This is a genomic window from Phaeobacter sp. HS011 (assembly GCF_018101215.1).
GTDB classification, from domain to species: domain Bacteria; phylum Pseudomonadota; class Alphaproteobacteria; order Rhodobacterales; family Rhodobacteraceae; genus Phaeobacter; species Phaeobacter inhibens.
This window is the reverse complement of record NZ_JAGEUF010000005.1, coordinates 20,228-46,785: the sequence shown is the minus strand read 5'-3', so window position 1 is coordinate 46,785 and position 26,558 is coordinate 20,228. Positions and strand designations below refer to the sequence as shown.

Below are 26,558 nucleotides of genomic sequence, written 5' to 3'. Positions count from 1 at the left end.
TCTTGCACGACGCTGGGGCACAGGTGCACAAGGGGGCATCCAACCAAGGAGAGCCTGATGACGCCCGAAGAAATCGCCGCCTTGCCCTATCGACCCAATGTGGGTGTGATGCTGATCAATGGGGTAGGGGATGTCTGGGTCGGCCAGCGCATCGACCGGCACAAGGACGCCTGGCAGATGCCACAGGGCGGCATTGACGCAGGCGAAGATCCCAGGCTGGCGGCCCTGCGTGAGCTGGAGGAAGAAACCGGCGTCACCGCCGATCTGGTTGAGATCATCGCCGAAAGCAACGGCTGGCTGCCCTATGATCTGCCCGCTGAGGTGGTGCCGCAGTTCTGGGGCGGCAAATATCGCGGGCAGGAACAGAAATGGTATCTTATGCGCTTTCTCGGGCGCGACGATCAGATCAATATCGCCACCGAACACCCGGAATTCTCCGCCTGGTGCTGGCAGCCGGTCGATCAGCTGGTGAGCAAGATCGTGCCATTCAAACGCGAGGTCTACGAACGGGTTATTCAGGAGTTTCAGGACCATCTATGATGGTTCGGACCGACCTCCCGTCTGACAAAGGATGTTCTGATGCCGCCTCTTCGCACGTTTTTTCTGCCCGTCGCCGTCCTGTCTGTGCTGGCCGGTCCGGCATCCGCCCTCAGCTGCCTGCCTTGGGGACCGTCGGATGCCTATCTTGAGGCCGCGAAATCCGACAAGACCTATGTCGTGGTCGAGGGCGTGCTGAGCTTTGACGAGGGCGCGTTGCCCAAGGCCCCGCAGGACAATCCCAATGATGCGCCGCCCCGCAGCCTGATCCCCGCGCGGATCAACGGCAAGCTGATGACGGCGCAGGGCTTTGCGAAACCGGTCGATCTGCCGATCACGCTGGAGGTCCTGTGTTTTGGGCCGTGGTGTGCTGGCGCAGCGGATGGCGTGGACTATCTGGCCTTTCTGGAGCAGCGCGCGGATGGCTATGTCCTGCGGATGGATCCCTGTGGCGGCTTTGGCTTCGGTGGCACCGATGGTGCCGCCCGAGAGGAGGTGCTGGCCTGCCACGCGGGCACATCCTGCACCCCTTGGTCCGAACGCTAACCCGGTCCCGGGTTTTGTTGCCGGCTTCGGTCTTGCGCATCCGGCAGGGCCTCAGGCCCCGGCCACCCGCCGCCTGCGCCAGCGCAATCCGCTTTGCCCCAGCCACAGGCTGAACAGCGCAAGGCCCGCGCCAATCGCCTGTTTCGCCGTCAGCACCTCGCCGAGGAACACCCAGCCCAGCACCACCGCTGACAGCGGGCTGAGCACCCCGAGAAGCGACACCACCGATGGCTCCAGCCGGGCAATGCCGCGAAACCACAACACATAGGTCGCAGCGCCACCGATCAGGCTCATGTACGCCAATCCGAGCAGGTTCTCGGCACTCAGCTGCGGCAATGCGGGCAGCGACCACAGGGTCACCGGGATCAGCAGCAGCCCGCCCGCCGTCAGCTGCCAGGCGGTGAAGGTCAGCAAGGACACAGGCGGCTGCCACTTGCGGCTCAGCACCACGCCGGCCGCCATCGCAATGGCCCCGGCGAGCCCCGCAAAAACACCGATCCCGTCCAGCTGCGCACTCGGCGTCAGCACCAGCAACGCCACGCCCAGAATGCTCAGGCCCGCCGCCAGCACCGCCGCCGTGCGCACCGGCGTCTTCAGCATCAGCGCTGACAAGAACACCACCACCAGCGGCTGTACCGCGCCAAGGGTCGCGGCCACCCCGCCGGGCAGGCGGTAGGCGGCGACAAACAGCAGGCTCCAGAAGATCGAGAAGTTCAGCGCCCCGAGCACCAACAACCGCGGCACCCAGTTCAGCGGTGGCAGTTGCCGCACCATCAGCATCAACAGCAACCCGGCTGGCAAAGCCCGCAGTAGGGCCACCAGCAGCGGCGACTGCCCGGGCAGCAGGGTAGTCGTGACAATATAACTGCTGCCCCAGATCATGGGCGCCAGCGCGGTAAGGATCAGATCACGGCTCTGCATAGCAGACTCCTTTTGGATTTCTCGATATCAAGATATAACGGTTTTTCTTGACGTCAAGATATCACCCGGTAAAACCTTCCGACATGGACCATGTGGATTTTGTGACCCAGCAATGGGAGCGAGAGCGCCCCGACCTTGATGTATCGGCGATGGCCGTCATCGGGCGGGTTGGGCGATTGGCGCAAGCTTATCAGAAGGAAATGCAGAAAACCTGGGCGCGCTATGATCTGAACGCGGCCAAGTTCGACGTGCTGGCCACCCTGCGCCGCGCCGGTGCGCCTTATCGCCTGTCACCGGGTGATCTGTTGCAGGCCACCATGGTCGCCTCCGGCACCATGACCAACCGTATCGACCGGCTGGTGGACGCGGGTCTGGTGGCCCGCAGCGTCAACCCCGAGGACAGCCGCAGTTTTCTGATTGAGCTGACGCCAGAGGGGTTGCGCCTGATCAATGAGGTGGTCGAGGCTCATGTCGCCACACAGACGCGCCTGCTTGATGGTCTCGGAACGGAAGAGCAGAAGCTGTTGACCGACTTGCTGTCAAAGGCGCTGACCTCCGCCGAAAACGCCTGACCCCGAACCGGGAAAACCAAAGTTGTTGACCGATGAAAAAAGCCGCCCCCGATGGCTCCGGGGCGGCTTTATCATATCAGTTGCAGGGGGCGTGCCGGCTCAGAGCAGCCCTTCGCGGCGCAGCACCTGGCTCATCACCGCTTTGGGGCGGGGGCCGATGTGGCTGATCACCTCGGCGGCGCAGGCGTTGCCGATCTTGGCGCAGGTCTCGATATCCAGCCCTTTGGCCATGCCAAACAGGAACCCGGCCGCAAACTGATCACCCGCACCCGTGGCATCCACCGGAACCACCCGTTCGACCGGCACCGACACGCGGCTGTCACCCTGAACCACGGTGACACCATCGCCGGAGCGGGTGCAGACCACGAGCGAACAGATTGCAGCCGTCTTGGCCAGCGCCTCTTCCAGATCATCGGTTTCGAACAGGGATTTGATCTCGGCCTCATTGCCGATTACGAAATCCAGATCGTTTTCGATCAGCGACAGGAAATCGGCGCGGTGGCGTTCCACACAGAAGGGATCGGAAATCGCGATGCCGCATTTGCCGCCACCCTCGCGGCAATCCCGCGCCGCTTCCATAAAGGCGGTTTTGCCCTTGTCCTTGTCAAACAGATAGCCCTCTAGGAACATCAGCTGCGCCTTGCCGGCCACCGTATCCGGCACATCTGACGAGGACAGCTCGGACGAGATACCCAGATAGGTGTTCATCGACCGCTCACCATCGCCGGAGACAAAGATCATCGAGCGCGAGGTGGGCAGCTCGCCGCCTGCAACCGGCGGGTTCACAAAATCCACGCCATCATCGGTCATTGCCTGTGCATAGAACCGTCCCAATGCGTCGTCATGCACCCGGCCGATAAACGCCGCCTCCAGCCCCAGCGCACCGGCCCCAGCGATGGTATTTGCGACTGAGCCGCCGGGCGTCTGCACCCGTTCCTGCATCGCCGCATAAAGCACCTCGCCGCGATCACGTTCGATCAGCTGCATGATGCCTTTTTCAATGCCCATATGCTCCAGAAAGCTGTCGTCGCATTGGCTGATCACGTCCACAACGGCATTGCCGATCCCGACGAGCTGGTAGGTTTTCATAGAGTTTTGTCCTCAAACTGGCAGAGATCGCGGATGATGCAGGTGGGGCACATCGGCTTGCGAGCTTTGCAATGGTATCGCCCGTGCAGGATCAGCCAATGATGGGCATGGAGCTGAAAATCTGCCGGAATGTTGTCTTCGACGGCGCGTTCGACCGCATCGACATCCTTGCCCGGCGCAATACCCGCCCGGTTGCCAACGCGAAAGATATGGGTGTCCACCGCCTGTGCAGGCTGGCGCCACCACATGTTCAGCACCACATTCGCCGTCTTGCGCCCGACACCGGGCAGGGATTGCAGCGCCGCGCGGGAATTGGGCACAATGCCATCATAGTCTTCGACCAGAATCCGCGACATCTTGATCACGTTCTTGGCCTTTTGCCGGTAAAGGCCAATGGTCTTGATATGCTCGATCAGACCTTCTTCGCCTAGATCCAGCATTTTCTGCGGGGTATCTGCGATCTTGAACAGCTCGCGCGTGGCCCGGTTGACACCGGCATCCGTAGCCTGTGCCGATAGCGCCACCGCCACCACAAGGGTATAGACGTTGACGTGGTCCAGTTCGCCCTTGGGTTCTGGATCCGCTGCCTGAAACCGCGTGAAGATCTCACGCAGGGTGTGATAATCGAGTTGCTTTGCCATCGCGGACCTTAATGCCGCGCAGGGTCCCCCGGCGCAAACAGAAAAGCCGCAATAGGTGAGCGAAGCGTTACCCTGTGGTCACCGGCCCATAGTCCGCTGTTCTCGCAAGATCCGGGTCGCGCAGTCAGGGCTTGCCCCTATAATGAGGGGCAGGAACACAGGTCGGGAGGGCTCCCCATGAACATCCAAACACGCGAGCAGAGCTATCACTACGGCGTCATGCGCCGCGCGATTGAGCTGATTGACGATGGCGGTGAGGATCTGACCCTGGCCGAACTGGCCGCTGCCATGGATATGAGCCCGGCGCATTTTCAGCGTCTGTTCTCCGCCTGGGTCGGCGTCTCCCCCAAGCGTTACCAACAGTATCTGCGCCTTGGCCATGCCAAGACCCTGTTGCAGGACCATTTCACCACGCTGGAGGCCGCCCATGCTGTCGGTCTTTCGGGCAGCGGCCGTCTGCATGATCTGTTCCTGCGTTGGGAGGCGATGAGCCCCGGTGAATACGCCCGCAAAGGGGCCGGTCTGCGTATCCTCTGGGGGTGGTTTGACAGCCCCTTCGGACTGGTGCTGGTGATGGGCACGGAGAAAGGCATCTGTGGCATGGGCTTTGCGGCGGAAACCGGGGCTGAGCCGACCATGGCCGACATGCGCAGCCGCTGGCCCGACGCCGATTTTGTCGAGGATCCGATGGCCCTGCGCGCGATGGTGGAGGCGATCTTTGATCAGCGGGGCGAGGCCGTCCTGCATATGATCGGCGCGCCACTACAGATCAAGGTCTGGGAGGCGCTGCTGCGCATTCCTTCGGGACAGGTCACCACCTATTCCGAGATCGCCCATGCCATCGGCGCGCCCCGTGCGGTGCGCGCCGTCGGCACGGCGGTAGGGCGCAACCCGGTCAGCTGGCTGATCCCCTGTCACCGTGCCTTGCGTAAATCCGGTGCCCTTGGCGGTTACCACTGGGGGCTGCCGGTCAAACGCGCGATGCTGGCCTACGAGGCCGCGCGGGATGAGGGGCAGCAGGACGGCGCGGCCTGACCCGCACCTGTCGCGCCCTGACCCATGCGTCGCGCAAACAGGCGCCGCAGCAGGCCGGGGCGCTTGGCGGTCGGCTCTGTCTCGGCCCGCGCTGCGGCCTTTGCCGCTGCCTCAGCCGCACCCCGGATCTGAGCGGCATCCCGCTCCAATTCATAGGATTTGGGAAACTGGCGCTGTGCCTCCCATTTGTCTTTGCCCAGTGTGATCAGAACAATCCAGTCATAGGTCAACATGGTGTCTCTCCTTCTGTCTGAAGCCAGAACACCACAACGCTGCTGACACCCATTGTCAGCGGCCTGTGCTAAGATGTCAGCAGCCTGTCAGTGGAGAGAGACCATGGAACGCACCGGTCGCCTGTTCGAAGTCATCCAAATCCTGCGCGCCGCCTCCGCCCCGATCCGGGCCGAGGATCTGGCGGCGAAGCTTGAGGTCTCAAAACGCACGATCTACCGCGATATCGCTGCACTTCAGGGCATGCGCACCCCGATCGAAGGGGAGGCGGGCATCGGGTATATGTTGCGCAAAGGCTATGATTTGCCACCGCTCAACTTCGATGAGGAGGAGTTGGAGGCGCTTTATGTCGGCCTGTCTTTGTTGATGCGAACCGGCGATGGCGCCCTGCAAGAAGCCGCCATACGGGTCTGTCGCAAGGTGATGGAATGCCGCTCCCCCGGGGATCGGCTGCAGGTGGCCCCCTGGGGTGGTGCCCCGCAGGATGATCCTGAACAGGGCTGTGTCTCCAAGGGGCTGCTGCGTCAGGCGGTGCGCGAAAGCCGCAAACTGCATCTGACCTATCTTGGCCCTGACAGTGGCGAAACCCGACGGATCCTGCGCCCGCTGGCGCTGATCTACAATGTCGAAACCACGCTACTGGCCGCATGGTGCGAATTGCGGGGCGGGTTTCGTCACTTTCGCACCGACCGGATGCTTTGTGCTGATCTGCTGGACGACAGCTTTGCGCCAGAGGCCGATATACTGCGCAAGCTGTGGATCGATCAGGGAGGTGGCGTGCTTGGCGATGAGGAAGGTGTCGCCTCAGCTTAAAGCAGAGATTTGGCAGGTTTTCGCCGAGCAGAAAAGACGTTACCTTGTGATGAACGCGCCGCAGCACGATATTCTCCGCAGCACGGGCTCCGCCCGGATTGAGCAAGCAAAAGGCAGATTTTGATGATTCAGATGAAACTTACCACCGCCGCCATCGTGGCCGCTGGCCTTGGCCTGACCGCCTGTACCGATCCCGCAACCATCGGGACCCCCGGCAGCAAAACCCAGAACGGCGCGCTGATTGGCGGCCTGATCGGCGCGGGTGTTGGCGCTGCTGCCAATGATTCCGACCGTGGTCTGGGTGCTGTCACCGGCGCGCTGGTCGGTGCTGCTGCTGGCAGCGTGATCGGCAACCAGCTGGACGCACAAGAGCGCGAGCTGCGCCAGTCGATCTCCAACGATGGCATTTCCATCGTCAACACTGGCGACCGTCTGATCGTGTCCCTGCCAAATGACCTGACATTTGCCACCGACAGCGCGGCGGTCTCGCCCGCTGTGCGGTCTGATCTGAACAAAGTGGCCAGCAGCCTGGTGCGCTATCCCAATAGCCAGGTGCAGGTGATCGGTCACACCGATAGTGATGGCGACGCGGGCTATAACCAAGGCCTGTCCGAGCGCCGCGCCAATGCGGTTGCCGACCAGATCCAAGCCGGTGGCGTGCCCTACAACCGCGTGCAGATCATCGGCCGCGGTGAGAGCCAGCCGGTGGCCTCGAACCTCACTGCTGAGGGTAAGGCGCGCAACCGTCGTGTCGAAATCGTGGTGATCCCGCAGGGCGCCTGATTTCCGGCCTCACAGTTAAGGTCTGATAGACAACAGGGCCGCGCCGCAGGGTGCGGTCCTTTTTTGTGCGAAAATGTGCAAAACTAACGCCACATAGTGCGTATTGTGAACTGTTGCACAGTCAGTGCGCAGGCTTTGGGCTTTTCTTGTGACCGAAGCGGAATAGGTTGGAGCCAGACAGACATTCCCAACCGAAAGAGGCATCCTTCCATGTCCGATCCCAAACTCATCACCATTTCCGGCTCGCTGCGCGCAGGGGCCACCAATCGCAAACTGCTGGCCGAGGCCGCGCGTCTGTTTGGTCCCGCCGAGGTGACAGAGGCCGATCTCAATCTGCCGCTCTATGATGGTGATGATGAGCAGGCGAGCGGTATTCCCGCAGCCGTTCAGACACTTGCGGATCAGATTGGGGCGGCGGATGCGGTGATTATTTCGACCCCTGAGTACAACGGCGCGCCGTCAGGTGTGTTGAAAAATGCCCTCGACTGGGTCAGCCGTACCAGCAACAAGCCCTGGCAGGACAAACCCGTCGCCATCATGTCCGCCGCTGCGGGCCGCGCCGGCGGCGAGAAATCCCAAATGCTGCTGCGCACATTCTTGGTGCCATTCCAGCCCCGCGTCCTGACCGCGCCGCAGGTGCATCTGGCGGCATCGCATTCGGAGTTCGACGAAGGCGGCCGCCTGCTGAGTGAACTTTATACCGAAACGCTTGAGGCGCTGATGACAGCACTGCGGGCTGAAATCGCGCGCTAAATCAGATGAAGTCCCCAACAGGCCCGGTGCGCGCGTATCACCCCGGGCCTGTTGTCTTGTGGGCTAGGGCGGGCAAAGGCTACCCGTTGCGGCCCGGCTCATCCGGGTTGCTGGAAAACAGGGCAATCTTATTGCCCTGCGGGTCGCGCAGATAGCCTACGTAGAACCCTGCACTATAAGCCGCGCGAAACCCCGGCGCGCCATCGTCTGTTCCGCCTGCCGCCACTGCGGCTGTATGTAGGGCCCGCACCTGAGCCTGAGTGTCGGCCTGAAAGGCCACCATCACCCCATTGCCCGCCGAGGCAGGCGCACCGTCAAAGGGATGTTTGACATAGACATCTGGCGCGGTCGGAACCTCTCCCTCCGGCACCGGCAGGGCGAAGCTGAGACCATCGGAGCCTTCGCTGAAATCATAGCCAAGTGCCGGCAGGAACGCGGTGTAGAACGCCCGGGCGCGGGTCATGTCATTGGTACCGATGGTGATATAGGCGATCATCGCTCTGCCCCTTGGCCTGGCATTCAGAAGTTATCTTCGACCCGGAAACCATCGGGGATATCGTCGTTTCCGTCCAGAAGCAGATTTGCCATTGTCTCGGCCACCTTGGGTGCCATGCCAAAGCCGATCTTGAAGCCCCCGTTGGCGATGAAATGGTCCGTGCGATCAGGCCAGGCCCCCAGCATCGGCGCGCGTGAGCGGGCACGGGGGCGGACACCGGCCCAGCGTTCGATCACCTCGGCCCCGTGCAGGATCGGCAAAGCAGCCCGCGCGCGGTTGATCACATCGTCCAGCTGCGCATCGGTGCTGCTGGGATCCTCAAACTCACGTTCGCTGGTGGAGCCAATCGCGAGTGTGCCGTCAGCATGCGGGATAATATGCAACCCATCGGCATAAAGCTGCGGCACATCCCCCTCGGCAAAGCGCAGCAGCGCGGCCTGACCCTTGACCCCATTGCCCAGCGTCTTGCCCGCAGCCACGCCGCCGGGACCTGCCAGCCTGTCGTTCAGCTCCAGCAGCCCGGCATAGCCCTTGGCATGTACCACGAGCCCCTGATCGGCGCCCTCTGCCTGCACCTCAACACCCATGACGGACAACCCTGCCACCAGTGCGGCACAGGCGCGGCGGGGGTGCATCCGCGCGCTCAGCGTGTCGTGGATGACAAAACCGGTGGCGCTGGGCGGCACCCATGGCCCCGCGTCGGCAGCGGCGATGACGGACCAGTCCGCCTTCCCCTGCCACAGGTTCCGGGCGCTTATTGCGCGTTGATGCGCCAGATCCAATGTGCGTTGATCATTGATCGGTTGCAGCCGTCCGGTGCGGCCAAAGCCGGGGGAAACCCCGCCGGTTGCCTCAACCTCGGCCCAGAAAGCTTCGGCCATCAGCAGGCTTTCCAGCTGGTACTGTTTCTTGGCGTTCCAGTTTTCCGGCACATGCGGCGCCAGCGCGCCGACCAGCCCGCCGCTGGAGCCGGAGCCCGCACCAAAGGGGTCGATCACCTGCACCGATGCGCCGCGCCGGGCGCAGGTCCAGGCAATCGAAAGCCCAAAGATCCCGGCGCCCCGGACGGTGATATCTGCCATTGCCATTTTCGCACCCTTTCGCCAGTGTCGCGCCGTTCCACCGCATCACTTAGGGGATAATAGCATGGCAGACCAGCAGGCGCGGCTCAGCTGGCGGGATGGCAGCATTCCGGTATCCGATCAGTTTGACGACCCCTATTTCTCAATCCACGATGGGCTGGCCGAGACGGAGCATGTGTTTCTGGGCGGCAATGACCTGCCCGACCGCTTTGCCGCTGCGGTGGAGGCAGGCGAGGATTTTCATATTGCAGAACTGGGGTTTGGCACTGGGTTGAACCTGCTGGCCGCCTGGCGGGCCTGGGAGATGGCGCAGGCCGAACATGACACCGCAGCGGTGCTGCATTTCACCAGTTTTGAGGCCTTCCCCATGGCCACGGATGATATGGCGCGCGCGCTGGAGGCCTTTCCCGAGGTGGCGCCTTGGGCCGAACGGTTTCTGGCGGTCTGGCGTGGTGCAGGTCAGTGCGATCTGGGCAATTTGCGCGTCAATGTCATCACCGGCGACGCCCGCGTGTCGCTGCCAGACTGGACAGGGGCGGCAAACGCATGGTTTCTGGACGGGTTTTCACCGGCCAAAAACCCGGAGCTGTGGCAGGATGATCTGCTCGCTGCTGTCGCGGGGCACACCCGCGCTGGCGGCACGGCGGCAACCTACACCGCAGCGGGATTTGTTCGCCGGGGGTTGGAGGCTGCCGGGTTCGAGGTCACCCGCACGCCCGGTTTCGGGCGCAAGCGGCATATGACAAAGGCACGATTGCGATGACCATGCGCCCCGACGCCAAAATACTTGAGCCGCATCCACCCCAGTTGACCCAAACGAACAACGTCTCGGCGGGCGTTCTGTTGATGATCGCGGCCACAGTTGTCTTTGCGATGCAGGACGGGATCTCGCGGCATCTGGCGGGGGAATACAACACCTTCATGGTGATCATGGTGCGTTACTGGTTCTTTGCGCTGTTTGTGATTGCGCTTGCAGCGCGCGCGCCGGGGGGCATTCGCGCCGCGGCCCGCACCGATCAGCTGGGGTTGCAGATCTTTCGCGGGGTGCTGCTGGTGGCGGAGATTTGCGTTGCGGTCTATGCCTTTACCGTGCTGGGGCTGGTCGAAAGTGTGGCGGTGTTTATCTGCTATCCGCTGTTGGTGGCGGCCCTGAGCGGGCCAGTGCTGGGCGAGAAGGTCGGCTGGCGGCGGTGGGCGGCAATTTCGGTCGGGCTGATTGGCGTGCTGATCATCCTGCAACCGGGCGTCGGTGTCTTTGATCCGCTGGCAATCATCCCGTTCGTTTCGGCGCTGATGTTTGCGCTTTATGGTCTGATCACCCGCTATGCGGCGCGGCGCGATAGCACGGCGACCAGTTTCTTCTGGACCGGAGTTGCAGGCATGGTGGCGATGACCCTTGTCGGCATCTGGTACTGGGAGCCGATGAGCCAGGGCGACTGGATGTGGATGGGCATCCTGTGCCTCACTGGTGTGACCGGGCATTGGCTGCTGATCAAATGCTATGAGATGGCTGAGGCCAGCGCGGTGCAGCCCTTTGCCTATTTCCACCTGATCTGGGCGGCGGTGCTTGGGGTGGTTGTCTTTGGCGAGGTGATCCGCACCAATGTCGCCATCGGTGCGACCATCATCGTGGCGGCCGGCCTGTTCACCCTATGGCGCGAACGCGTCAAGGGTTGATCCGGCCAGTTCCTTGGAGAACGGCACTGGCAGCGGCGGTTTGCCAAGGCGGGCGCGATAGACCGGCAGGCTCTCGGTGACCCGCATCACGTAGTTGCGGGTCTCGTTGAAGGGGATGTGTTCGATCCAGTCGACAATCCCCGGCGTGCCATCGCGCGGATCGCCGTAGCGCTCCATCCAGGCCCTGGGGCGATGGGGGCCTGCGTTATAACCTGCTGCCATCATCACCACATTGCCGTTAAAATCACCCGCCAGATCCGCAAGGTAATTGCTGCCCAGAAGCGCATTATAGGACCAGTCGGAAATCAGCCGTGTGGTGGTGTGATTGGCCTGAATGCCCATGTTGGATGCCACCAGTTTTGCGGTGGCGGGCATCACCTGCATCAGTCCCCGCGCACCGGCGTGGCTGATCACGATGGGGTCGAATTCGCTCTCGCGGCGGGCAATGGCGAGGGTCATTTCCTTGGCCATCGGCAGGTCCTTTTGCGCGACGGGATGCAGGGGGAAATAGGCGGCCTCCAGCTCTTCGCCGGTCTGCGCGGCGCGTTTGGCGATCATCACCGCCAGATGTGGTTCGTTCATGCTGACGACCATTTCGCCCAGCTGACGGGCTTCAACCGGGCTGAGCCCCTCAACCAGATGGGTGAGGAAGCGCTCCGCCAAGGGCAGATCGCCAGCCTGCAACAGCAACAGCCCGGCCTCTGCCACGGTGGAGTTCAGGAAGCTGGCCGCGCGCCAGTCGGGCAGCTGCGGCGGGGTGACCAGATCGGGATTAAAGGGACGGCCCAGAACCTCTGCCGCCAACAACCCGTAGAACGATGTCTGATAATCCGCCGCCTTGGCATAGGCGGCATGGGCTTTCTCGATATCACCATGGGCGCCATAGGCCTGTCCCAGCCAATAGCCGCCGCGTCCGATTGAGATTGGGCTTTCGACGGAGGCGAGGAAGCGTTCGAAGTGATAGGCGGCCAGTTCCGGGTCCTGCAGTTTGCGCAAGGCGATATAGCCTGCCAGCCATTCGCAATCGGAGTAGCCATAGCCCGCATCCTCGGGCGCGAAGTGATGCGCGGCCAGCTGATAGGCGCGTTCGTGGTTGCCGTCGCGCATATCCTGCCGCGCCAGATCCCGGCGGCGGCGCAGCCATTTGGCAGGCTCGCCCAGTTTCTTGGCAGAAGTGCTGCGATCCATCATCAGGGTGATGGCATCCTCTTGCCGCCGCTTGCGGTCGCGCCAGGCAAAGCGGTCATAGGCAAGGCCCGCGTCATCCTTCAGCGCGTCGGGAACGGCAGCGATTTTGCCATCCACACCCGGTTCCACCTCTTGCAGGGCCAGACGGGCCTCTGCCAGCTTGCGCTGATCGGTGCTGACCAACGGCAACATCCGCCGCGCGCTGACCTTGTGACCGTCCCACAGCAGCCGGTCCAGCCGGGCTGCGTGATGGGACGCCAGAAGTTTGGCGTGATGTTTCAGGTAATCGTCCTGAATGACCGACCCCATGGGCATGGTCCGCCAGGCCAGCACCAGCTCTGCCTCGCCTTCGCCTTTTTGCCCGGCTGCGATCAGCGCGCGGCCATAGCTCAGCGCGCCTTCGGCGGTCTGTGGCCGGGTGTCGCTGTAAAAGGCAAGGATGGTCTTGCGACCTGCGCTGGCAATCTCCGGCTCATTCTTGCGCTGCAGCAGCGCCAGCCCCGGCCAGTCCGACCGCCGCGCCAGAAACGCCATCACATCGGAGGCCGACCCCATCCCGGCGCGCAGGCGGTGCCATTCAATGACATCGCGGGCGACGGTGGCTTCGTGGCCTGCGCTGCGACCTGCCTCGCTCCATTTTTCCGAGCGCATCAGCTCAAGCGCGCGGCTTAGGTCCACGGCCATGGCAGCGGTGCCGCTCAGAGTGGCGGAAATAAGGGCAATAAGGGCCAGAATGCGTGTCATCTCTTGCATTTTCCAACGTTCCGGGGATAGAGCCAATGACGATAATCCGTGACCTGCCGGTATCAACTCAAATCCCCGGCATGTCCATCACCCAAGCCGGTGCAATTCTGCGCCCGCACGAACAGCAAAGGGAGCGTGCCCATGTTCAAAGGCTCTATGCCAGCCCTCGTCACCCCGTTTTCCAACGGCGAGCTGGATCTGGATACGCTCAAACGTTTGGTCGAGTGGCATATTGATCAGGGCTCTACTGCGCTGGTCCCGGTGGGCACCACCGGCGAAAGCCCGACGCTGACTCATGAAGAGCATGAAACCGTGATTGCCGAGGTGGTGAAGATCGCGGCAGGCCGGGTGCCGGTGATTGCCGGCGCGGGCTCCAACAACACGGTTGAGGGCAAGCGGTTCGTGCAATTCGCAGCCGAGGTCGGTGCTGATGCCGCGCTGGTGGTGACGCCGTACTACAACAAGCCGACTCAGCGCGGATTGATCGCGCATTTCACCGAGCTGCATAACTGCGCCGATATTCCGATTGTGATTTACAACATCCCCGGTCGCTCGGTCATTGACATGACCCCGGCCACCATGGGCGAACTGGCCAAGCTGGAACGCATCATCGGTGTGAAGGATGCAACCGGCGATATCGCGCGTGTGTCGCAGCAACGTGCGTCCTGCGGTGCGGATTTCATCCAGCTGTCCGGTGAGGATGCCACCGCACTGGGGTTCAACGCCCATGGCGGGGTTGGCTGTATTTCGGTAACGGCCAATGTGGCGCCGAAGCTTTGCGCGGAATTCCAGGCGGCGACGCTGGCCGGTGATTACGCATTGGCGCTGGAGTATCAGGACAAACTGATGCCGCTGCATGAGGCGATTTTCATTGAACCGGGTCTGGTTGGGGCAAAATATGGCCTGTCGAAACTGGGTCTGTGCAGCGAAGAGGTGCGCCTGCCGCTGACGGGTCTGGAAGACAGCACCAAGGCCGCAATCGACGCGGCCATGGCGCACGCGGGCCTGCTGTAAGCGCAGCACACCGACCATGGACATGGTTTTTCGGACCGGGACGCTGATGCGTTCCGGTCTGTTTCGTTTTGGCTGTCTTCTGTCTCTAACCGGCGGTTTAGGGTCACATCGCCAGGGCCAGATCCGTCGAAAATGAAAAAGGCGGCGCCGCCCCGAGGAAAGTTCCCGGGAAAGGCTGGAAGTTGCGGGACGCGTCACTGCCCCGGTGCCAAACTGTTTTGCACGAACCCTGAGGGCATAACTGCCAACAGGGCCGGTTTCCATGGTGTCCGGGGGCGTAAATCCCGGAGGTGATCGCGATCCGGAACAGGATAGTGCCGCCAGATGTATCAACGGTAAGCAGGGCGCGCGCCGCATTGGCAACGGCGGGTCACCCCAGCACGGATGTCAGATGCCGTGTCTTATCCGGGTTGCGAGTCACATAGATGCGGGCAATCCGGCCGTCGCGAATCTCCAGCGAGGTGGCTTGCAGAATGCCGTCCTCGCCCCGGCTCAGAATGGCGGGCAGGCCATTGAGCTGGCACAGGCGCCATTGATCTGGCGCTGTGTGATGGCCTTTGCGGGCAAGCCCGGCGAGAAGGCGCAGCACCTTGTCGCGTCCGTAGATCGGGTTGAGCGCCGCAGTCGCCTTGCCGCCGCCATCGGATATCAGCTGCACATCGTCACTCAGCAACCGGGTGAGGGCGGTCATGTCCCCGGTTTTGGACGCGCGAAAGAACGCCTCGGTCAGCGCGTCACCGTGATCGGGGCGGCTGGGGGGATCCGGTCGCAGTGCCTGCACCTTGCGGCGCGCGCGGGTGGCGAGCTGGCGGCAGGCCTCCGGTGAGCGATTGAGCGCAGAGGCCACATCGCCATAAGAGCTGTCAAAGATGTCATGCAACAGAAAGGCCGCGCGTTCGAGCGGCGACAGCGCGTCCAGCGCCAAGAGCAGTGCAACCGAGACGTCATGGTCCAACTGCTCGGTGGCGTCATCGGTGAGCACGGGTTCCGGCAGCCACTCCCCCGGATAGGTCTCACGCTGTTTGCGGGCCGATTTCAGCTGATCAAGGCACAGCCGCGTGGTGATACGCATCAGATAGCCGATAGTATCCAGAACCTCGCCCTGCGGTGCGGATTGCCAGCGCAGATAGGCATCTTGCAGGATATCCTCGGCGTCCGTCACGCTGCCGAGCATCCGGTAGGCGGCCGCAAACAATCGCGGCCGCGCTGTCAGGAACGCATCGGTTCCGGTGTCTTTCATCTGTGCTGTCACGCCGCGTTGGCCCCTGTGGTCTGGTCCTCGCTCACAGGGTGGGCGCTGCGAAAGCCGATTGCAATGCGGTTCCAGCTGTTGATGGCGCCGATCAGCAGCGTCAGCAGCACCTGTTCGCGCGGCTCAAACAGGTCTGCCATGGCGTCATAATCGGCGTCCGGTGCGGCGGTGGCCTCCACCCGCGTCAGCGCCTCGCACCATGCCAGGGCGGCGCGTTCGCGGGGCGTGTAGAGCGGAGATTCGCGCCAGGCGTTCAGCAGATGCATCCGGTCCTCACTCTCACCGTGGGCGCGCATCTCATGGGTGTGCATATGAATGCAGAAGGCGCAGCCGTTGATCTGGGAGGCGCGGAGTTTCACCAGTTCCACCACGCTGAATTCCAGCGTGCTGTTCTTGAACAGATTCTCCTGCTCCAGCATCGGTTTGAACAGATCACCGGCGACAGAGAAATAATCGAGACGTTGGGTCATGGGTTTGGTCCTTTCTGATGGGTTCAGAAACAGGACGAGGCAGCGGGCGGGTTTGTGACATGACCGGCGCGTTTTTTTTGAAGAATAATGTGCATTCAATGAGAAAAGGGCGCCGCTGGGGCGCCCTGATTGTGGTCTTTGGTGGTGATCAACGCTTGCCGTAATAAAGCCCGACCACATGTTCGGCCTGTGCAAAGAACAGCCAGCGCGAGACGGCAATACCGGCGATATGCAGGAGCACGGCAACGCCTGCGAGCAGGTGTTTGAGCATCAGACCCTCAACCGGCAGGATCAGGCAGATCAAGGGCAGCGCAAAGCCAAGGGCGAAGGCGATCACCCGCAGTTTCTGCGCATGTTTGCGCCCGACCACATGCACGAATTCGCGCAACAGATAGTTGGAGCCGGTGTGCGGCGGCTCAAACGCGCGCACGGTGCCGCGATCGCCAAGGCCAGTGGCGGTGCCCATATTGGTGCCGGAGGTGGCAAAAGCCTGATCGCCCTTGGCCCAATAGGCCAGCTGCACCGAGCCTGCGATGGCCAGAAGCCAGGGCGCCAGCGCCTCAGCCCCCGCCAGCAGTGATCCGCCCGCAAGGCTGAAGGACAGGAACATCACCGGCGTCAGGGACATGTTCCAGCGCGGGATGGTCTTCAGCTGGGTGTAGATCATCGAAGTGGTAAAGACCGTCGCCAGCGACAGCGCCGCGCCGATCCAGCCAAGTACCCACCAATGGGTGTCCAGAAACACCGCGCCAAAGGCAAATAACCCCATCACGATGAGGGCTGCGACTGCGCAGATGCCCTCACGGCTGAGCCAGCTGGTTTTCCACTGGGTGAAGGCGCGCCAGGCCCGTTCCGGCCGGCCGAGGTGAAAGGTGGAGGCCAGTAGCCCGCCCACTGCAAAGCCAAAGGCGAGGGCATAAAACACAAAGGCCACCCAGCCCGTCACTTCGGGCTTGCCGAGGCCAAGGAAGGCCAGAAGACCAAAACCGAGACCGCAGAGGGTGGTGAAGATGATAACGGATGGTGCCGGATGCATCAGCTTGCCCCTCCTGACTTTTGTCCCGGAAGCTTATCAAGCGCCTTGTCCAGCCAGCCAAGGAACCCTTTGGGATCTTCGGCGACGGGGGCCAGCAGCGGGGCGAGGATGTCGATCTGGTCCTCGATCTGGTCCTTCGGGCGGGGCGGCAGGTATTTGTTCACCGGTTTGGTGCCCATTTCCGGCATCAGATCCATGCCGCCGCGCGCGGCCACCAGTTTGGAGACATCGCTGTCGGGATCCCCCAGATCGCCAAAATGGCGCGCGCCTGCCGGGCAGGTCCGCACGCAAGACGGCACACGGTCCACCTCTTCGAGGTTCTCATTGTAGATCCGGTCGACGCAGAGCGTGCATTTCTTCATCACACCTTCGGCCAGATCCAACTCGCGCGCGCCATAGGGGCAGGACCACGCACAGAGACCGCAGCCGATGCAGTTGTCCTCGTTCACCAGAACGATGCCGTCTTCCACCCGCTTGTAGCTGGCGCCGGTGGGGCAGACGGTGACGCAGGGAGCGTCCTCGCAATGCAGGCAGGATTTCGGGAAATGCACCAGTTGGGCCGCCGGGTTGGGCTGGCTGGCACAGGGGGAGGGCTGTACCTCGTAGGAGTGCACACGGTTAAGGAAGGTGCCGGAGGGATCAGCGCCATAGGCATTCTGATCGCTGAGCGGCGCGCCATAGTTTTCGGTGTTCCAGCCCTTGCAGGAGATCACACAGGCATGGCAGCCGACGCAGGTATCAAGGTCAATGACCAGACCCATCTTGCGGTCGGTCCTGGTGGGAAGCTCGGTCATTGCATACCCTCAGTACAAGTTGCGGAACCAAGAAGACGGGTATTTTCTTGGCAATTTTCCTCGAAGAAAATTGGGTCGATCATTTGCCCACCTTCCATGTCAGGTCTTTGGGGCCGGTGCCCACGGGTGAGGTTTGTGCAGGGACCGCGGGTTGGCTCTCGCTCAGATCTTCCGGCGCGGCGGCTTTCTCGATTATGACCTTAAGGTCGAACCATGCGGCCTGACCGGTGATCGGGTCGGAGTTGGCCCAGCGGAGGCCGTCGCCCTTGGGCGGCAGCAATTCGTGGATCAGATGGTTCAGCAAGAAGCCCTTGGTGGCTTCGGGGGCGTTTTCCTCCAGCGCCCAGGCGCCCTTGCGTTTGCCGATGGCGTTCCAGGTCCAGACGGTGTTTTCATTGAGCGCAGCCATCTCCATCACCGGAACGGTGATTTCGCCATGGGGCGAGGTGACCTTGGCCCAGTCGCCATCGTTGAGGCCGTTTTCGCGCATCAGTTTGGTCGGCACATAAAGCGGGTTGCGGCCGTGGATCTGGCGCAGCCAGGCGTTCTGCGTGCCCCAGGAGTGATACATCGCCATCGGACGTTGGGTGAGGGCGTTGACGGTGAAGCCTTCGTTGCCCTGCTGGTCAGTCTCGTACCAGATCGGCAGCGGGTCCATGGTCTGGCGAATGCGGTCGCGCAGATGGTCGGGCGGCTGACGTTCGCCGTGGCCTTCGGCGGCCAGCTGGAATTTACGCAGCGGTTCGACATAGAGCTGGAACAGGTAGGGCTGCGGGCTGTCGAACAGACCGAGGTTCACCGCCCAGTCCTGATAGGCCATGTTCCAGGGTTTGAAATAGCTCGCCTCCGCCGGGATATGTTCGACGAAGAAACCGCCGTTTTCGATGTATTTGTTCAGCTGTTCGGGATTCACCTCGCCCCGGCCAACCTTGTCGCCATTTTCTCCGCGAAAGCCAGCCAGCGGGCCGATGCCCGGCTTGCGTTCGTGGTTCACGATATAATCGGCATAGTCCTGCCATTTGGCGGTGCCGTCTTCATGGGTGAAGCCGGGCAGCTTCATCTTATTGGCAAGCTGCACCAGCACGGTCTGGAAACCCCGCACATCGCGGTCGGGTTCGACCACAGGCCAGCGGATCGCATCCGCTGCGCCGTCGGCTTCGCAGATGGGGCGGTCCAGCAGTGAGATGCAGTCGTGGCGTTCCAGATAGGTGGTGTCGGGCAGGATCAGATCGGCATAGGCCACCATCTCCGACGAATAGGCGTCCGAATAGATGATCCGGGGGATCACATAGTCGCCGTTGTCATCGGTGTCGGTCAGCATCTCCATCACGCCGCGCGTGTTCATCGAGGAGTTCCACGACATATTCGCCATATACATGAACAGCGTGTCGATCTTGTAGGGATCGCCGGCATGGGCGTTGGAAATCACCATATGCATCAGCCCGTGGCTGGACATTGGGTTTTCCCAGGTAAAGGCCTTGTCGATGCGGGCCGGGCTGCCGTCGGTTTTCAGCGCCAGATGTTCCGGCCCGTGGACAAAGCCCAGATGCGGGCCATCCAGTGGTTTGTTCGGGGTGACGCGGCAATGGGGCGCGGGATGCGCCTCTACCGGTTTGGGGTAGGGCGGCTTGAAGCGGAAGCCGCCGGGGGCCTCCACCGTGCCCAGCAGGATCTGCAGCACATGCAGCGCGCGGCAGGTCTGGAACCCGTTGGCATGGGCCGAGACGCCGCGCATGGAGTGCATGGCGACCGGGCGGCCTTTCATGGTTTTGTGGGTCTCGCCGCGGAAATCAGTCCATTCCTGATCCAGCTCAAACGCCTCGTCAAAGGCGACGCGGGCCAGTTCGGCGGCGATGGCACGGATGCGCTTGGCGGAGACGCCGCAACGCTCAGCCACGGCTTCGGGGGCGTAGTCGTCGCTGAGATAGCGCTGGGCCATCAGCTGGAACACCGACACATGGGTGATGCCATTGAGTTCAAACGAGCCGCCCAGATCAGGGCGCACGCCGCGCATGTCAAAAGGCGCCAGCTTGCCGGTGGTGCGGTTGATGACCAGGGGCGCGCCGTGATCGTCGCGCAGGAACAGGCCATAGTCGGGACTGTCGGGATCCTGATTGACCAGCACCGGCGCATTGGTGAACTGGCCGAGGTAGTCGAGGTCGATCTTGCCAGCCTTCATCAGCACATGCACCAGCGCCAGGATGAACAGCCCGTCGGTGCCCGGCGTGATGCCGACCCAGTCGTCAGCCACGGCATTATAGCCGGAGCGGATCGGGTTTACCCCGATGACCCGCGCGCCACGCGCCTTGATCTTGCCGATGCCCATCTTGATCGGGTTGCTGTCGTGATCCTCGGCAACGCCGAACAGCATGAACAGCTTGGTATGATCCCAGTCGGGCTGGCCGAATTCCCAGAACGCGCCGCCCATGGTGTAGATGCCGGCGGTGGCCATATTGACCGAGCAGAAGCCGCCATGGGCTGCATAGTTGCAGGTGCCGAAGTTCTGCGCCCAGAAGCTGGTGAAGCTCTGGGACTGGTCGCGGCCGGTGAAAAACGCGAGCTTTTCGGGGTTATCCTCGCGGATCGGTTCCAGCCAGCCTGCAGCGATATCCAGCGCCTCGTCCCAGGAGATTTCCTCAAACTTGCCGGAACCGCGCGGGCCAACGCGTTTCATCGGCGCGCGCAGACGCGAGGGGGCGTTGTGCTGCATAATGCCGGCGGAGCCTTTGGCACAGAGCACGCCCTTGTTCACCGGGTGGTCGCGGTTGCCTTCGATATAGGCGACTTTCTTCTGGCCATCCTCATCCGTTTTCATGTGGACGTTGATGCCGCAGCGGCAGGCGCACATGTAGCAGGTGGTCTGGCGGATCTCGTCCGATACGGGCGGCGAGGTGTCTAGCTGGGGCTGGGTATGTGCCATGGTGTCCCTGTTTGATGATGCGCCGGGCCTGCATGGGCCGGGCGGCGTTATTTGGTGTGGCGCGGAGTGCGTGGGATCAGCGCGTATTTATCGGAATATAGGCGCGGGGTTCCGGCCCGTTGTAAAGGGTCAGCGGGCGGATCAGGATATTGCCGCGCTGCTGTTCGATGCACTGGATGATCCAGCCGGGCATCCGCCCGATGGCAAAGATCGGCACGTAGAGATCCATCGCGATGCCATGCAATTGGTAGATCACGCCGGAGTAGAAATCGACATTCACGTTGAGACCATGGCGCGCGTAGGGCTGCATCGCCTCAACCACGGCTTGCAGGATTTCGTACCATTCCGGTGCCCCCATTTCCGCGCCCAGCTGGCGCACGCCTTCCCGCATGTGCCGCGCGCGGGGGTCTTCCTTGCGGTAGACGCGGTGGCCAAATCCGGTGACGGCCTCCTTGGCGGCGCGCTTGGCCTTCACGTAGGCGGCGGCTTTGTCGGGGGTGCCTATGTCATGCACCATTTTCATCACGTCCTCGGCAGCGCCGCCATGGGCCGGACCTGCAAGGGTAGAGAGCGCGGTGACGATCCCGCCGTGCAGATTGGTCTCTGTCCCGATGGTGACGCGCGCGGCAAAGCTGGAGGCATTGGCGCCATGTTCGGCGTGCAGGATGAAATCCACATCCGCCAGCCGGGTCGCCTCGGGTGTGGGTTTCTCGCCCTTCAGCATCCACAGCCAGTTGCCCGCATGGCTGAGATCCATGTCCGGGGCCACAACTTCGCGGTCATTTCGGATCGCGTCATGGGCGGCGATGATGATTGGCACCTGCGAGATCAGCCGGATTCCATTGGCGACAAAAGCGTCTTCGCCGACCTGCTGGCTGTTCGGTTCCAGTGCCGCAAGCGCCGAGACAGCGGTGCGCAGCACGTCCATGGGATGGCCATCCTTGGTGGCGCGGATGATATCGAGCACCGGTGCCGGCAACACGCGTGCGGTTTTCAATGCGGCGTCAAACTCTGCGAGTTGGTCTGCGGTCGGCAGCTCGCCGCGGATCAGCAGGTAGCAGACTTCCTCGAAGGTGGAGTGGGTGGCCAGATCGTGAATCGAATAGCCGCGATAGCTCAGCTCTCCCTTGGCGCCATCAATGTCGGAAACCCCGGAGCGTTCGAAGTAGATCCCCTTGAGGCCGCGGTTGATCTTGACGTTATCGCTCATTGCTGGCTCCTTTCCCCGCAAGGGAGATCAAAATGACTGTACTTGAAAAGGCGTATGCGCAGGCCCGCAACCGTAGGGCGCGGGTGGTGTTCCCCGAAATGGACGACCCCAGAGTGGCAGCCGCCGTCGACCAGCTGACCCGCGAGGGGCTGGTGGAGGCGGTGCCTTTGGCGCCGATATCTGCGGCGCATGTGGAGGTGTTGGTTGCGGCGCGCGGCATGAAGGAAGGCATTGCGAAGCGGATGCTTTCCAAACCCCTGTACCGCGCGGCGGCTATGGTGGCTGCGGGAGAGGCGGATGCGATGGTGGCGGGCGCGGATGTGCCCACGCGCCGGGTGATTGAGGCGGCCAGCATCGGCATCGGGCTGGATGCAGGGGTCAGCACCGCCTCGTCGTTTTTCCTGATGATCTTTCCCGATGGGCGCGAATTGGTGTTTGCGGATTGCGCGGTAAATGTCGCGCCGGATGCTGCGCAACTGGCGGATATCGCGCGGGCCTCTGCGCGTTCCGCCGAGGCGCTGTTGGGGGCTGCGCGGGTTGCGATGCTGTCGTTTTCCACCGGTACCTCAGGCGATGGCGACAGTGTGGCGTTGGTGCGCGCGGCGGCAGAGGTCAGCGGTTTTGCAGGCCCGGTGCAGGCGGATGCGGCGCTCAATCCCGCGATTGCGGAGAAGAAGGGAATCGCGCCGGTTGAGGCCAACGTGCTGATTTTCCCGACGCTGGATGCGGGCAATATCGGGTACAAGCTCTGCCAGGAATTGGGTGGTGCGCAGGCGCTGGGGCCGTTCTTGCAAGGCTTTGCCAAGCCGGTCTGTGATCTGAGCCGGGGCGCCTCGGTCGAGGATATCGTGGCGGCGACTGTGCTGACGGTGGCGCAGATCTGATCTGACGCCGGGCCGGACAGGAGGGCGGGGGCGGTGATCATGGCGTCGCCATCAGGGTCTGGGCGTCCATGGCGATCTGGCGTTCTTCCTCGGCCTCGATCACCCAGATCGCCACCTTGGAGCTGCCCGCATGCAGGCGCGATTTGCGGGCGTGGTTGGCATCGACATCCATCCGCGCGCCGATCCATTCCAGACCGCGCAGGATGCGGGCGCGCACACCCACCGCGTTTTCACCGATGCCGCCGGTGAAGGCGATGGCATCCAGCCCCTCCATTGCGGCAATCAGACTGCCCGCGTGACGCAGGCTCCAATAGCAGAAATGTTCGATGGCAAAGGCGCTGTCAGCACTTGGATCGAGCATCAGGTTGCGCATGTCGGATTTGCCGCCCGACAGGCCAAGCAGGCCGCTTTCGTTGTTCAGGATCGCCTTGGTGCGGTCGAGGCCGTTGTCCTCGACCAGGCGCAGCACCGCGTTGGCGTCGATCCCGCCCGACCGCGTGCCCATGGTCAGGCCATCCAGGGGTGAATAACCCATGGTGGTGGCAATGGACTGGCCATTGCGGATCGCACAGAGCGACGCGCCATTGCCGAGGTGAAACGCCAGCAGGCGCGAGGGCAGGGCGGCGCCGGAAATTTCCGGCAGGCGCCGCACCAGCGAGGCGTAGGACAGCCCGTGAAACCCGTAGCGGCGGATGCCCTTGGTCTCTTCCACGCGGGGGATCGCATAGCGGGTTGCGACCTCTGGGTTGGTGGCGTGAAACGATGTGTCAAAGCTGGCAAACTGCGGCAGATCGGGGGCGGTGGCAGCCATCGTGTCAATTGCGGCGAGGCTATGGGGGTTGTGCAGCGGGGCAAGCGGGGTGCAGTCGGCAATTTCCGCCCGGATCTCGTGGGTGATCCGCACCGGCTTGGTCAGTTTGCGCCCGCCATGCACGACCCTGTGACCCACGGCTGCCAGCTGTGTCGGGTCAAGCCCGTGGTCGGGCAGCGCTGCGAGGATCGCGGCGAGTGCTTCGGCGTGGGTGGGGAACTGGCTGTCGCGGCTGGTGTCTGCGATGCGCAGGCGCGATTGCGGCGTGCCGATCCCCTCGGCCAGACCGGCGAGCCGCTGATTGAGGTCGGCGTCGAAGATCGCGAATTTGATCGAGGAGGAGCCTGCGTTGAGGACCAGGATATTGCCGGCGGATCGGGGGCTCATAGCGCAACCTTCGCGATATTGAGGGCGGCAAGGCCTGCCATCAGCGTGACGACATAGCGGCGAAACAGATGCGGCGCGGCGAGGGCAAAGCCGCGTGAACCAATCCAGACGCCTGCGCCAAGGATCGGAAAGGCAAGGATCACACCCCAAAGCGTGTCCGGTCCGGTCAGCCCATGGGCGGACATCACCGGCAGGGCCATCAGGTCGATACCGGTGAGAAACACGATCATCGTGGCGCGGAACACCGCAGGCGGGATCGGCTGCGCGGTCATGAAGGCGGCGGCGGGCAGACCGCCGACGCCGGCGCTATTGGCCATGCCGGAGGCCATGCCTACAGCGACATGACCGGCGGTGCCAATGGGCCGCGCGAGGCTCCAACCGCTGAGCAAAAGCAGGCTGAGCACAAAGATCAGCACCGAGATTACCAGCCGCGCCTGATCCGGGCCAAGGCGGGCCATCACGGCCACGGCGGGCAGGGTCGCAACGGCGGCACCTGCCAGCAGAGCGAAGGATCTGCGCCAATCGATATGGGGGCGGATGCCGCGCGCCTGAAAGGCGGTCATCGCAATCTCGCATGCAAAAACCACAGGGATCAGCGGCAGCGGATTGGTGACCAGAGCGGCGAGAATGATGAAGATCGCGGAGAACCCGAAGCCGGAGTATCCGCGGATAAAGGCCGCCGCAAACAATGCGGCGGCCAGAAAGGCGCCCGCGCCCATTGAGAGATCAAAAGGCAGGGGCATAGGCGTCAGACCTGCTGTTCGCGCATGTCGGCCTTGTCGATGCCTGCCACGCGGACCGGCTTCTTCATGGCGTCACGGCGGAACGGTTCCCCCAGCTCCTGATTGATCATGGCTTCGATCAGGGTGGTCTTGCCGTTTTTCTGATCTTCGATGGCCTGCGCCAGCGCCGAGGTCAGCTCATCCATGGTGCGGGCGACGACGCCGTTGAGGCCACAGGCCTTGGCGATGCCTGCATAGGAGACCTGCTCGTCCAGTTCGGTGCCAACAAAGTTGTCGTCAAACCACAGGGTGGAGTTCCGCTTCTCCGCGCCCCACTGGTAGTTGCGGAACACGATATGGGTGATCGCGGGCCATTCACCGCGGCCAATCGCGGTCAGCTCGGTCACGGCGATGCCGAAGGCGCCGTCACCGGAGAAACCCACGACAGGGGTCTCAGGGCAACCGATCTTCGCGCCGACAATGGCGGGCAGACCATAGCCACAGGGACCAAAGAGGCCGGGGGCGAGGTATTTGCGCCCCTCGTCGAAGGACGGGTAAGCGTTGCCGATGGCGCAGTTGTTGCCGATGTCAGAGGAGATGATCGCCTCACGGGGGAGGGCCTGCTGGATGGCGCGCCACGCCATGCGCGGGCTCATCCATTCGGGTTTGTCGGCACGGGCGCGCTGGTTCCAGGTGGTGCCCGGATCGTCGTCCTCGTGGGTCATTTCAGTCAGCTGCTGCGCCCAGCGGGATTTGGTTTCCGAGATGCGATTCTTGCGCTCCTCGCGGCCTGCATCGCCTGCGCTGTCGCTCAGCTGAGAGAGGATCCCGGAGGCCACTTTGGCCGCGTCGCCGATGATGCCGACGGAGACTTTCTTAGTCAGGCCGATGCGATCGGGGTTGATATCCACCTGAATGATCTTGGCGTTGGCCGGCCAGTATTCCATGCCGTAACCCGGCAGGGTGGAGAACGGGTTCAGACGGGTGCCGAGGCAGAGGACGACGTCGGCGTCCTTGATCAGCTCCATCCCGGCCTTGGAGCCGTTGTAGCCCAGCGGACCTGCAAACAGCGGGTGGTTGCCGGGGAAGGCGTCATTGTGCTGATAGCCCACGCAGACCGGGGCATCCAGACGTTCGGCCAGTTCCTGAGAGGCTGCGATGCCGCCTTTGGAGAGAACCACACCAGCGCCGTTCAGGATCACGGGGTTCTTGGCTTCAGACAGCAGCTTTGCCGCGTCACTGACGGCGGTTTCGCCACCGGAGGGGCGTTCGAATTCGACGATGGCGGGCAGTTCGATGTCGATGACCTGGGTCCACATGTCACGCGGAATGTTCAACTGCGCCGGGGCTGACGCACGTTTTGCGTTCATGATCACACGGTTCAGAACCTCGGCGACGCGGGAGGGGTCGCGGACCTCTTCCTGATAGGCCACGCAGTCGGCGAACATGCGCATCTGTTCCATTTCCTGGAAACCGCCCTGACCAATGGTCTTGTTTGCGGCTTGCGGGGTGACCAGCAGCAGCGGGGTGTGATTCCAATAGGCGGTTTTCACGGCGGTGACGAAGTTGGTGATGCCGGGGCCGTTCTGCGCGATCATCATCGACATCTTGCCGGTGGCGCGGGTGTAACCATCGGCCATCATGCCGCCGGAGCCTTCATGGGCGCAATCCCAGAAGGTGATCCCCGCTTCGGGGAAGATGTCGGAAATCGGCATCATGGCCGAGCCGATGATGCCAAACGCATGTTGGATGCCATGCATTTGCAGTGTTTTTACAAATGCTTCCTCGGTGGTCATTTTCATCGCGTATTCTCCTGATGAGACGCCAAAAGGGCCGGCACAAAGGCCGGGATGAATCTGGTGTATTCCGCCGGGCAGACCCGGGTTAGGGCCAGTTCCCGCCCCGGCTTAGTACCAGTATGCAACGGGGTGCTGATTGCTGCGGTGCAGC

27 protein-coding genes are annotated in these 26,558 nt (G+C 62.7%); 11 read left to right on the top strand and 16 right to left on the bottom strand.

All coding sequences use genetic code 11. From position 1 onward, the window contains the following. Positions 1 to 57 precede the first annotated feature (57 nt). Both J4721_RS10725 and J4721_RS10720 read left to right on the top strand, forming a co-directional pair. Positions 58 to 540: an RNA pyrophosphohydrolase gene (locus tag J4721_RS10725; RefSeq protein ID WP_211002670.1), complete on the top strand. Its 483-nt coding sequence runs from the start codon at positions 58 to 60 to the stop codon at positions 538 to 540. 39 nt (positions 541 to 579) lie between these two features. Next, positions 580 to 1,083, top strand: coding sequence for a hypothetical protein (locus tag J4721_RS10720; protein ID WP_211002669.1), 504 nt, complete (start codon positions 580 to 582; stop codon positions 1,081 to 1,083). Positions 1,084 to 1,134: 51 nt separating this feature from the next. On the opposite strand, the gene J4721_RS10715 is transcribed toward J4721_RS10720, so the two are convergent. After that, the gene (locus J4721_RS10715) at positions 1,135 to 2,004 is read right to left on the bottom strand and encodes an EamA family transporter (RefSeq protein WP_102877241.1); all 870 of its coding nucleotides are present in this window, start codon (positions 2,002 to 2,004) and stop codon (positions 1,135 to 1,137) included. An 83-nt stretch (positions 2,005 to 2,087) separates the two neighbouring features. On the opposite strand from J4721_RS10715, the gene J4721_RS10710 reads away from it, so the two are divergent. Then, positions 2,088 to 2,576 carry a MarR family winged helix-turn-helix transcriptional regulator gene (locus J4721_RS10710; RefSeq protein WP_211002668.1) on the top strand — a complete coding sequence of 163 codons (489 nt, stop codon included), beginning with the start codon at positions 2,088 to 2,090 and terminating at the stop codon, positions 2,574 to 2,576. Positions 2,577 to 2,675: 99 nt separating this feature from the next. Here the strand turns inward: J4721_RS10710 and J4721_RS10705 are convergent, their stop codons facing one another. Together J4721_RS10705 and nth are read right to left on the bottom strand one after the other, a co-directional pair. Beyond that, on the bottom strand, positions 2,676 to 3,665 hold the full coding sequence (locus J4721_RS10705; RefSeq protein WP_014881072.1) for an adenosine kinase: 990 nt from the start codon (positions 3,663 to 3,665) through the stop codon (positions 2,676 to 2,678). Beyond that, positions 3,662 to 4,306 (bottom strand): endonuclease III, encoded by a 645-nt coding sequence (gene nth / locus J4721_RS10700; RefSeq protein ID WP_014875787.1) that lies wholly within the window; start codon positions 4,304 to 4,306, stop codon positions 3,662 to 3,664. Before nth ends, J4721_RS10705 begins: the two co-directional genes overlap by 4 nt. A 177-nt stretch (positions 4,307 to 4,483) precedes the next feature. Here nth and J4721_RS10695 point away from each other — a divergent pair, with 177 nt between their 5' ends. Next, positions 4,484 to 5,341, top strand: coding sequence for a bifunctional helix-turn-helix domain-containing protein/methylated-DNA--[protein]-cysteine S-methyltransferase (locus J4721_RS10695; RefSeq protein WP_014875786.1), 858 nt, complete (start codon positions 4,484 to 4,486; stop codon positions 5,339 to 5,341). Here J4721_RS10695 and J4721_RS10690 read toward each other — a convergent pair. Further along, positions 5,296 to 5,574, bottom strand: coding sequence for a hypothetical protein (locus J4721_RS10690; RefSeq protein WP_102849658.1), 279 nt, complete (start codon positions 5,572 to 5,574; stop codon positions 5,296 to 5,298). The two genes, J4721_RS10695 and J4721_RS10690, sit on opposite strands and share 46 nt — an antisense overlap. 103 nt (positions 5,575 to 5,677) lie before the next feature. Between J4721_RS10690 and J4721_RS10685 the strand changes: the two genes are divergently transcribed. The 3 genes from J4721_RS10685 (at position 5,678) to J4721_RS10675 (ending at position 7,921) form a co-directional block, all read left to right on the top strand. Next, entirely contained in the window at positions 5,678 to 6,385 is a 708-nt protein-coding gene (locus J4721_RS10685) for a YafY family protein (protein ID WP_211002667.1), read from the top strand. Positions 6,386 to 6,508: 123 nt separating this feature from the next. After that, on the top strand, positions 6,509 to 7,168 hold the full coding sequence (locus J4721_RS10680) for an OmpA family protein (RefSeq protein WP_014875783.1): 660 nt from the start codon (positions 6,509 to 6,511) through the stop codon (positions 7,166 to 7,168). A gap of 210 nt (positions 7,169 to 7,378) precedes the next feature. Further along, positions 7,379 to 7,921, top strand: a complete 543-nt coding sequence (locus tag J4721_RS10675) for an NADPH-dependent FMN reductase (RefSeq protein ID WP_211002666.1) — start codon at positions 7,379 to 7,381, stop codon at positions 7,919 to 7,921. Positions 7,922 to 8,000: 79 nt separating this feature from the next. Here the strand turns inward: J4721_RS10675 and J4721_RS10670 are convergent, their stop codons facing one another. Continuing rightward, positions 8,001 to 8,417, bottom strand: a complete 417-nt coding sequence (locus J4721_RS10670) for a VOC family protein (RefSeq protein ID WP_211002665.1) — start codon at positions 8,415 to 8,417, stop codon at positions 8,001 to 8,003. Between the two features lie 23 nt (positions 8,418 to 8,440). Further along, on the bottom strand, positions 8,441 to 9,505 hold the full coding sequence (locus J4721_RS10665; RefSeq protein ID WP_211002664.1) for an FAD-binding oxidoreductase: 1,065 nt from the start codon (positions 9,503 to 9,505) through the stop codon (positions 8,441 to 8,443). A gap of 58 nt (positions 9,506 to 9,563) precedes the next feature. Here J4721_RS10665 and mnmD point away from each other — a divergent pair, with 58 nt between their 5' ends. Continuing rightward, positions 9,564 to 10,262, top strand: a complete 699-nt coding sequence (gene mnmD, locus J4721_RS10660) for a tRNA (5-methylaminomethyl-2-thiouridine)(34)-methyltransferase MnmD (RefSeq protein WP_211002663.1) — start codon at positions 9,564 to 9,566, stop codon at positions 10,260 to 10,262. Further along, a complete protein-coding gene (locus tag J4721_RS10655) occupies positions 10,259 to 11,176 on the top strand; it encodes a DMT family transporter (protein ID WP_211002662.1) in 918 nt (305 codons plus the stop codon). The genes mnmD and J4721_RS10655 overlap by 4 nt, the downstream gene beginning before the upstream one ends. Here J4721_RS10655 and J4721_RS10650 read toward each other — a convergent pair. Further along, positions 11,150 to 13,108: a lytic transglycosylase domain-containing protein gene (locus tag J4721_RS10650; protein ID WP_211002661.1), complete on the bottom strand. Its 1,959-nt coding sequence runs from the start codon at positions 13,106 to 13,108 to the stop codon at positions 11,150 to 11,152. The two genes, J4721_RS10655 and J4721_RS10650, sit on opposite strands and share 27 nt — an antisense overlap. A gap of 141 nt (positions 13,109 to 13,249) precedes the next feature. Here J4721_RS10650 and dapA point away from each other — a divergent pair, with 141 nt between their 5' ends. Beyond that, positions 13,250 to 14,122 carry a 4-hydroxy-tetrahydrodipicolinate synthase gene (gene dapA, locus J4721_RS10645; protein WP_211002660.1) on the top strand — a complete coding sequence of 291 codons (873 nt, stop codon included), beginning with the start codon at positions 13,250 to 13,252 and terminating at the stop codon, positions 14,120 to 14,122. A 370-nt stretch (positions 14,123 to 14,492) separates the two neighbouring features. On the opposite strand, the gene sigJ is transcribed toward dapA, so the two are convergent. The 6 genes from sigJ to J4721_RS10615 form a co-directional block, all read right to left on the bottom strand. Further along, complete coding sequence (gene sigJ, locus J4721_RS10640; RefSeq protein WP_211002659.1) at positions 14,493 to 15,374, bottom strand: RNA polymerase sigma factor SigJ; 882 nt, start codon at positions 15,372 to 15,374, stop codon at positions 14,493 to 14,495. Next, positions 15,371 to 15,844: a carboxymuconolactone decarboxylase family protein gene (locus tag J4721_RS10635; protein ID WP_014875774.1), complete on the bottom strand. Its 474-nt coding sequence runs from the start codon at positions 15,842 to 15,844 to the stop codon at positions 15,371 to 15,373. The genes sigJ and J4721_RS10635 overlap by 4 nt, the downstream gene beginning before the upstream one ends. Before the next feature lie 148 nt (positions 15,845 to 15,992). Further along, the gene (locus J4721_RS10630) at positions 15,993 to 16,880 is read right to left on the bottom strand and encodes a DmsC/YnfH family molybdoenzyme membrane anchor subunit (protein ID WP_211002658.1); all 888 of its coding nucleotides are present in this window, start codon (positions 16,878 to 16,880) and stop codon (positions 15,993 to 15,995) included. Next, on the bottom strand, positions 16,880 to 17,674 hold the full coding sequence (locus tag J4721_RS10625; RefSeq protein WP_211002657.1) for a 4Fe-4S dicluster domain-containing protein: 795 nt from the start codon (positions 17,672 to 17,674) through the stop codon (positions 16,880 to 16,882). The genes J4721_RS10630 and J4721_RS10625 overlap by 1 nt, the downstream gene beginning before the upstream one ends. 79 nt (positions 17,675 to 17,753) lie before the next feature. After that, complete coding sequence (locus J4721_RS10620) at positions 17,754 to 20,594, bottom strand: molybdopterin oxidoreductase family protein (protein WP_211002656.1); 2,841 nt, start codon at positions 20,592 to 20,594, stop codon at positions 17,754 to 17,756. Between the two features lie 76 nt (positions 20,595 to 20,670). After that, positions 20,671 to 21,804 carry a citrate synthase gene (locus J4721_RS10615; protein WP_211002655.1) on the bottom strand — a complete coding sequence of 378 codons (1,134 nt, stop codon included), beginning with the start codon at positions 21,802 to 21,804 and terminating at the stop codon, positions 20,671 to 20,673. A gap of 32 nt (positions 21,805 to 21,836) precedes the next feature. On the opposite strand from J4721_RS10615, the gene J4721_RS10610 reads away from it, so the two are divergent. Beyond that, positions 21,837 to 22,688, top strand: coding sequence for a phosphate acyltransferase (locus J4721_RS10610; protein WP_102873582.1), 852 nt, complete (start codon positions 21,837 to 21,839; stop codon positions 22,686 to 22,688). 37 nt (positions 22,689 to 22,725) lie between these two features. Here J4721_RS10610 and J4721_RS10605 read toward each other — a convergent pair whose 3' ends face one another. Genes J4721_RS10605 through xsc form a run of 3 tightly spaced genes read right to left on the bottom strand, consistent with a single transcriptional unit; the run spans position 22,726 to position 26,410 of the window. Further along, positions 22,726 to 23,886 carry an acetate/propionate family kinase gene (locus tag J4721_RS10605; protein WP_102873583.1) on the bottom strand — a complete coding sequence of 387 codons (1,161 nt, stop codon included), beginning with the start codon at positions 23,884 to 23,886 and terminating at the stop codon, positions 22,726 to 22,728. After that, entirely contained in the window at positions 23,883 to 24,629 is a 747-nt protein-coding gene (locus J4721_RS10600; RefSeq protein ID WP_211002654.1) for a TSUP family transporter, read from the bottom strand. The genes J4721_RS10605 and J4721_RS10600 overlap by 4 nt, the downstream gene beginning before the upstream one ends. 5 nt (positions 24,630 to 24,634) lie before the next feature. Beyond that, positions 24,635 to 26,410, bottom strand: a complete 1,776-nt coding sequence (xsc, locus tag J4721_RS10595; RefSeq protein WP_211002653.1) for a sulfoacetaldehyde acetyltransferase — start codon at positions 26,408 to 26,410, stop codon at positions 24,635 to 24,637. Between the last annotated feature and the right edge of the window lie 148 nt (positions 26,411 to 26,558).

Coding starts and splice junctions, on each gene's coding strand:
- J4721_RS10685 (WP_211002667.1), top strand. CDS start 5,678: ATGGAACGCACCGGTCGCCTGTTCGAAGTCATCCAAATCCTGCGCGCC.
- J4721_RS10695 (WP_014875786.1), top strand. CDS start 4,484: ATGAACATCCAAACACGCGAGCAGAGCTATCACTACGGCGTCATGCGC.
- J4721_RS10705 (WP_014881072.1), bottom strand. CDS start 3,665: ATGAAAACCTACCAGCTCGTCGGGATCGGCAATGCCGTTGTGGACGTG.
- J4721_RS10665 (WP_211002664.1), bottom strand. CDS start 9,505: ATGGCAATGGCAGATATCACCGTCCGGGGCGCCGGGATCTTTGGGCTT.
- J4721_RS10610 (WP_102873582.1), top strand. CDS start 21,837: ATGACTGTACTTGAAAAGGCGTATGCGCAGGCCCGCAACCGTAGGGCG.
- J4721_RS10630 (WP_211002658.1), bottom strand. CDS start 16,880: ATGCATCCGGCACCATCCGTTATCATCTTCACCACCCTCTGCGGTCTC.
- J4721_RS10710 (WP_211002668.1), top strand. CDS start 2,088: ATGGACCATGTGGATTTTGTGACCCAGCAATGGGAGCGAGAGCGCCCC.
- J4721_RS10670 (WP_211002665.1), bottom strand. CDS start 8,417: ATGATCGCCTATATCACCATCGGTACCAATGACATGACCCGCGCCCGG.
- mnmD (WP_211002663.1), top strand. CDS start 9,564: ATGGCAGACCAGCAGGCGCGGCTCAGCTGGCGGGATGGCAGCATTCCG.
- J4721_RS10680 (WP_014875783.1), top strand. CDS start 6,509: ATGATTCAGATGAAACTTACCACCGCCGCCATCGTGGCCGCTGGCCTT.
- J4721_RS10715 (WP_102877241.1), bottom strand. CDS start 2,004: ATGCAGAGCCGTGATCTGATCCTTACCGCGCTGGCGCCCATGATCTGG.
- J4721_RS10605 (WP_102873583.1), bottom strand. CDS start 23,886: ATGAGCCCCCGATCCGCCGGCAATATCCTGGTCCTCAACGCAGGCTCC.
- J4721_RS10690 (WP_102849658.1), bottom strand. CDS start 5,574: ATGTTGACCTATGACTGGATTGTTCTGATCACACTGGGCAAAGACAAA.
- J4721_RS10720 (WP_211002669.1), top strand. CDS start 580: ATGCCGCCTCTTCGCACGTTTTTTCTGCCCGTCGCCGTCCTGTCTGTG.
- J4721_RS10620 (WP_211002656.1), bottom strand. CDS start 20,594: ATGGCACATACCCAGCCCCAGCTAGACACCTCGCCGCCCGTATCGGAC.
- J4721_RS10615 (WP_211002655.1), bottom strand. CDS start 21,804: ATGAGCGATAACGTCAAGATCAACCGCGGCCTCAAGGGGATCTACTTC.
- J4721_RS10625 (WP_211002657.1), bottom strand. CDS start 17,674: ATGACCGAGCTTCCCACCAGGACCGACCGCAAGATGGGTCTGGTCATT.
- J4721_RS10635 (WP_014875774.1), bottom strand. CDS start 15,844: ATGACCCAACGTCTCGATTATTTCTCTGTCGCCGGTGATCTGTTCAAA.
- dapA (WP_211002660.1), top strand. CDS start 13,250: ATGTTCAAAGGCTCTATGCCAGCCCTCGTCACCCCGTTTTCCAACGGC.
- J4721_RS10600 (WP_211002654.1), bottom strand. CDS start 24,629: ATGCCCCTGCCTTTTGATCTCTCAATGGGCGCGGGCGCCTTTCTGGCC.
- xsc (WP_211002653.1), bottom strand. CDS start 26,410: ATGAAAATGACCACCGAGGAAGCATTTGTAAAAACACTGCAAATGCAT.
- J4721_RS10655 (WP_211002662.1), top strand. CDS start 10,259: ATGACCATGCGCCCCGACGCCAAAATACTTGAGCCGCATCCACCCCAG.
- J4721_RS10675 (WP_211002666.1), top strand. CDS start 7,379: ATGTCCGATCCCAAACTCATCACCATTTCCGGCTCGCTGCGCGCAGGG.
- J4721_RS10650 (WP_211002661.1), bottom strand. CDS start 13,108: ATGACACGCATTCTGGCCCTTATTGCCCTTATTTCCGCCACTCTGAGC.
- nth (WP_014875787.1), bottom strand. CDS start 4,306: ATGGCAAAGCAACTCGATTATCACACCCTGCGTGAGATCTTCACGCGG.
- J4721_RS10725 (WP_211002670.1), top strand. CDS start 58: ATGACGCCCGAAGAAATCGCCGCCTTGCCCTATCGACCCAATGTGGGT.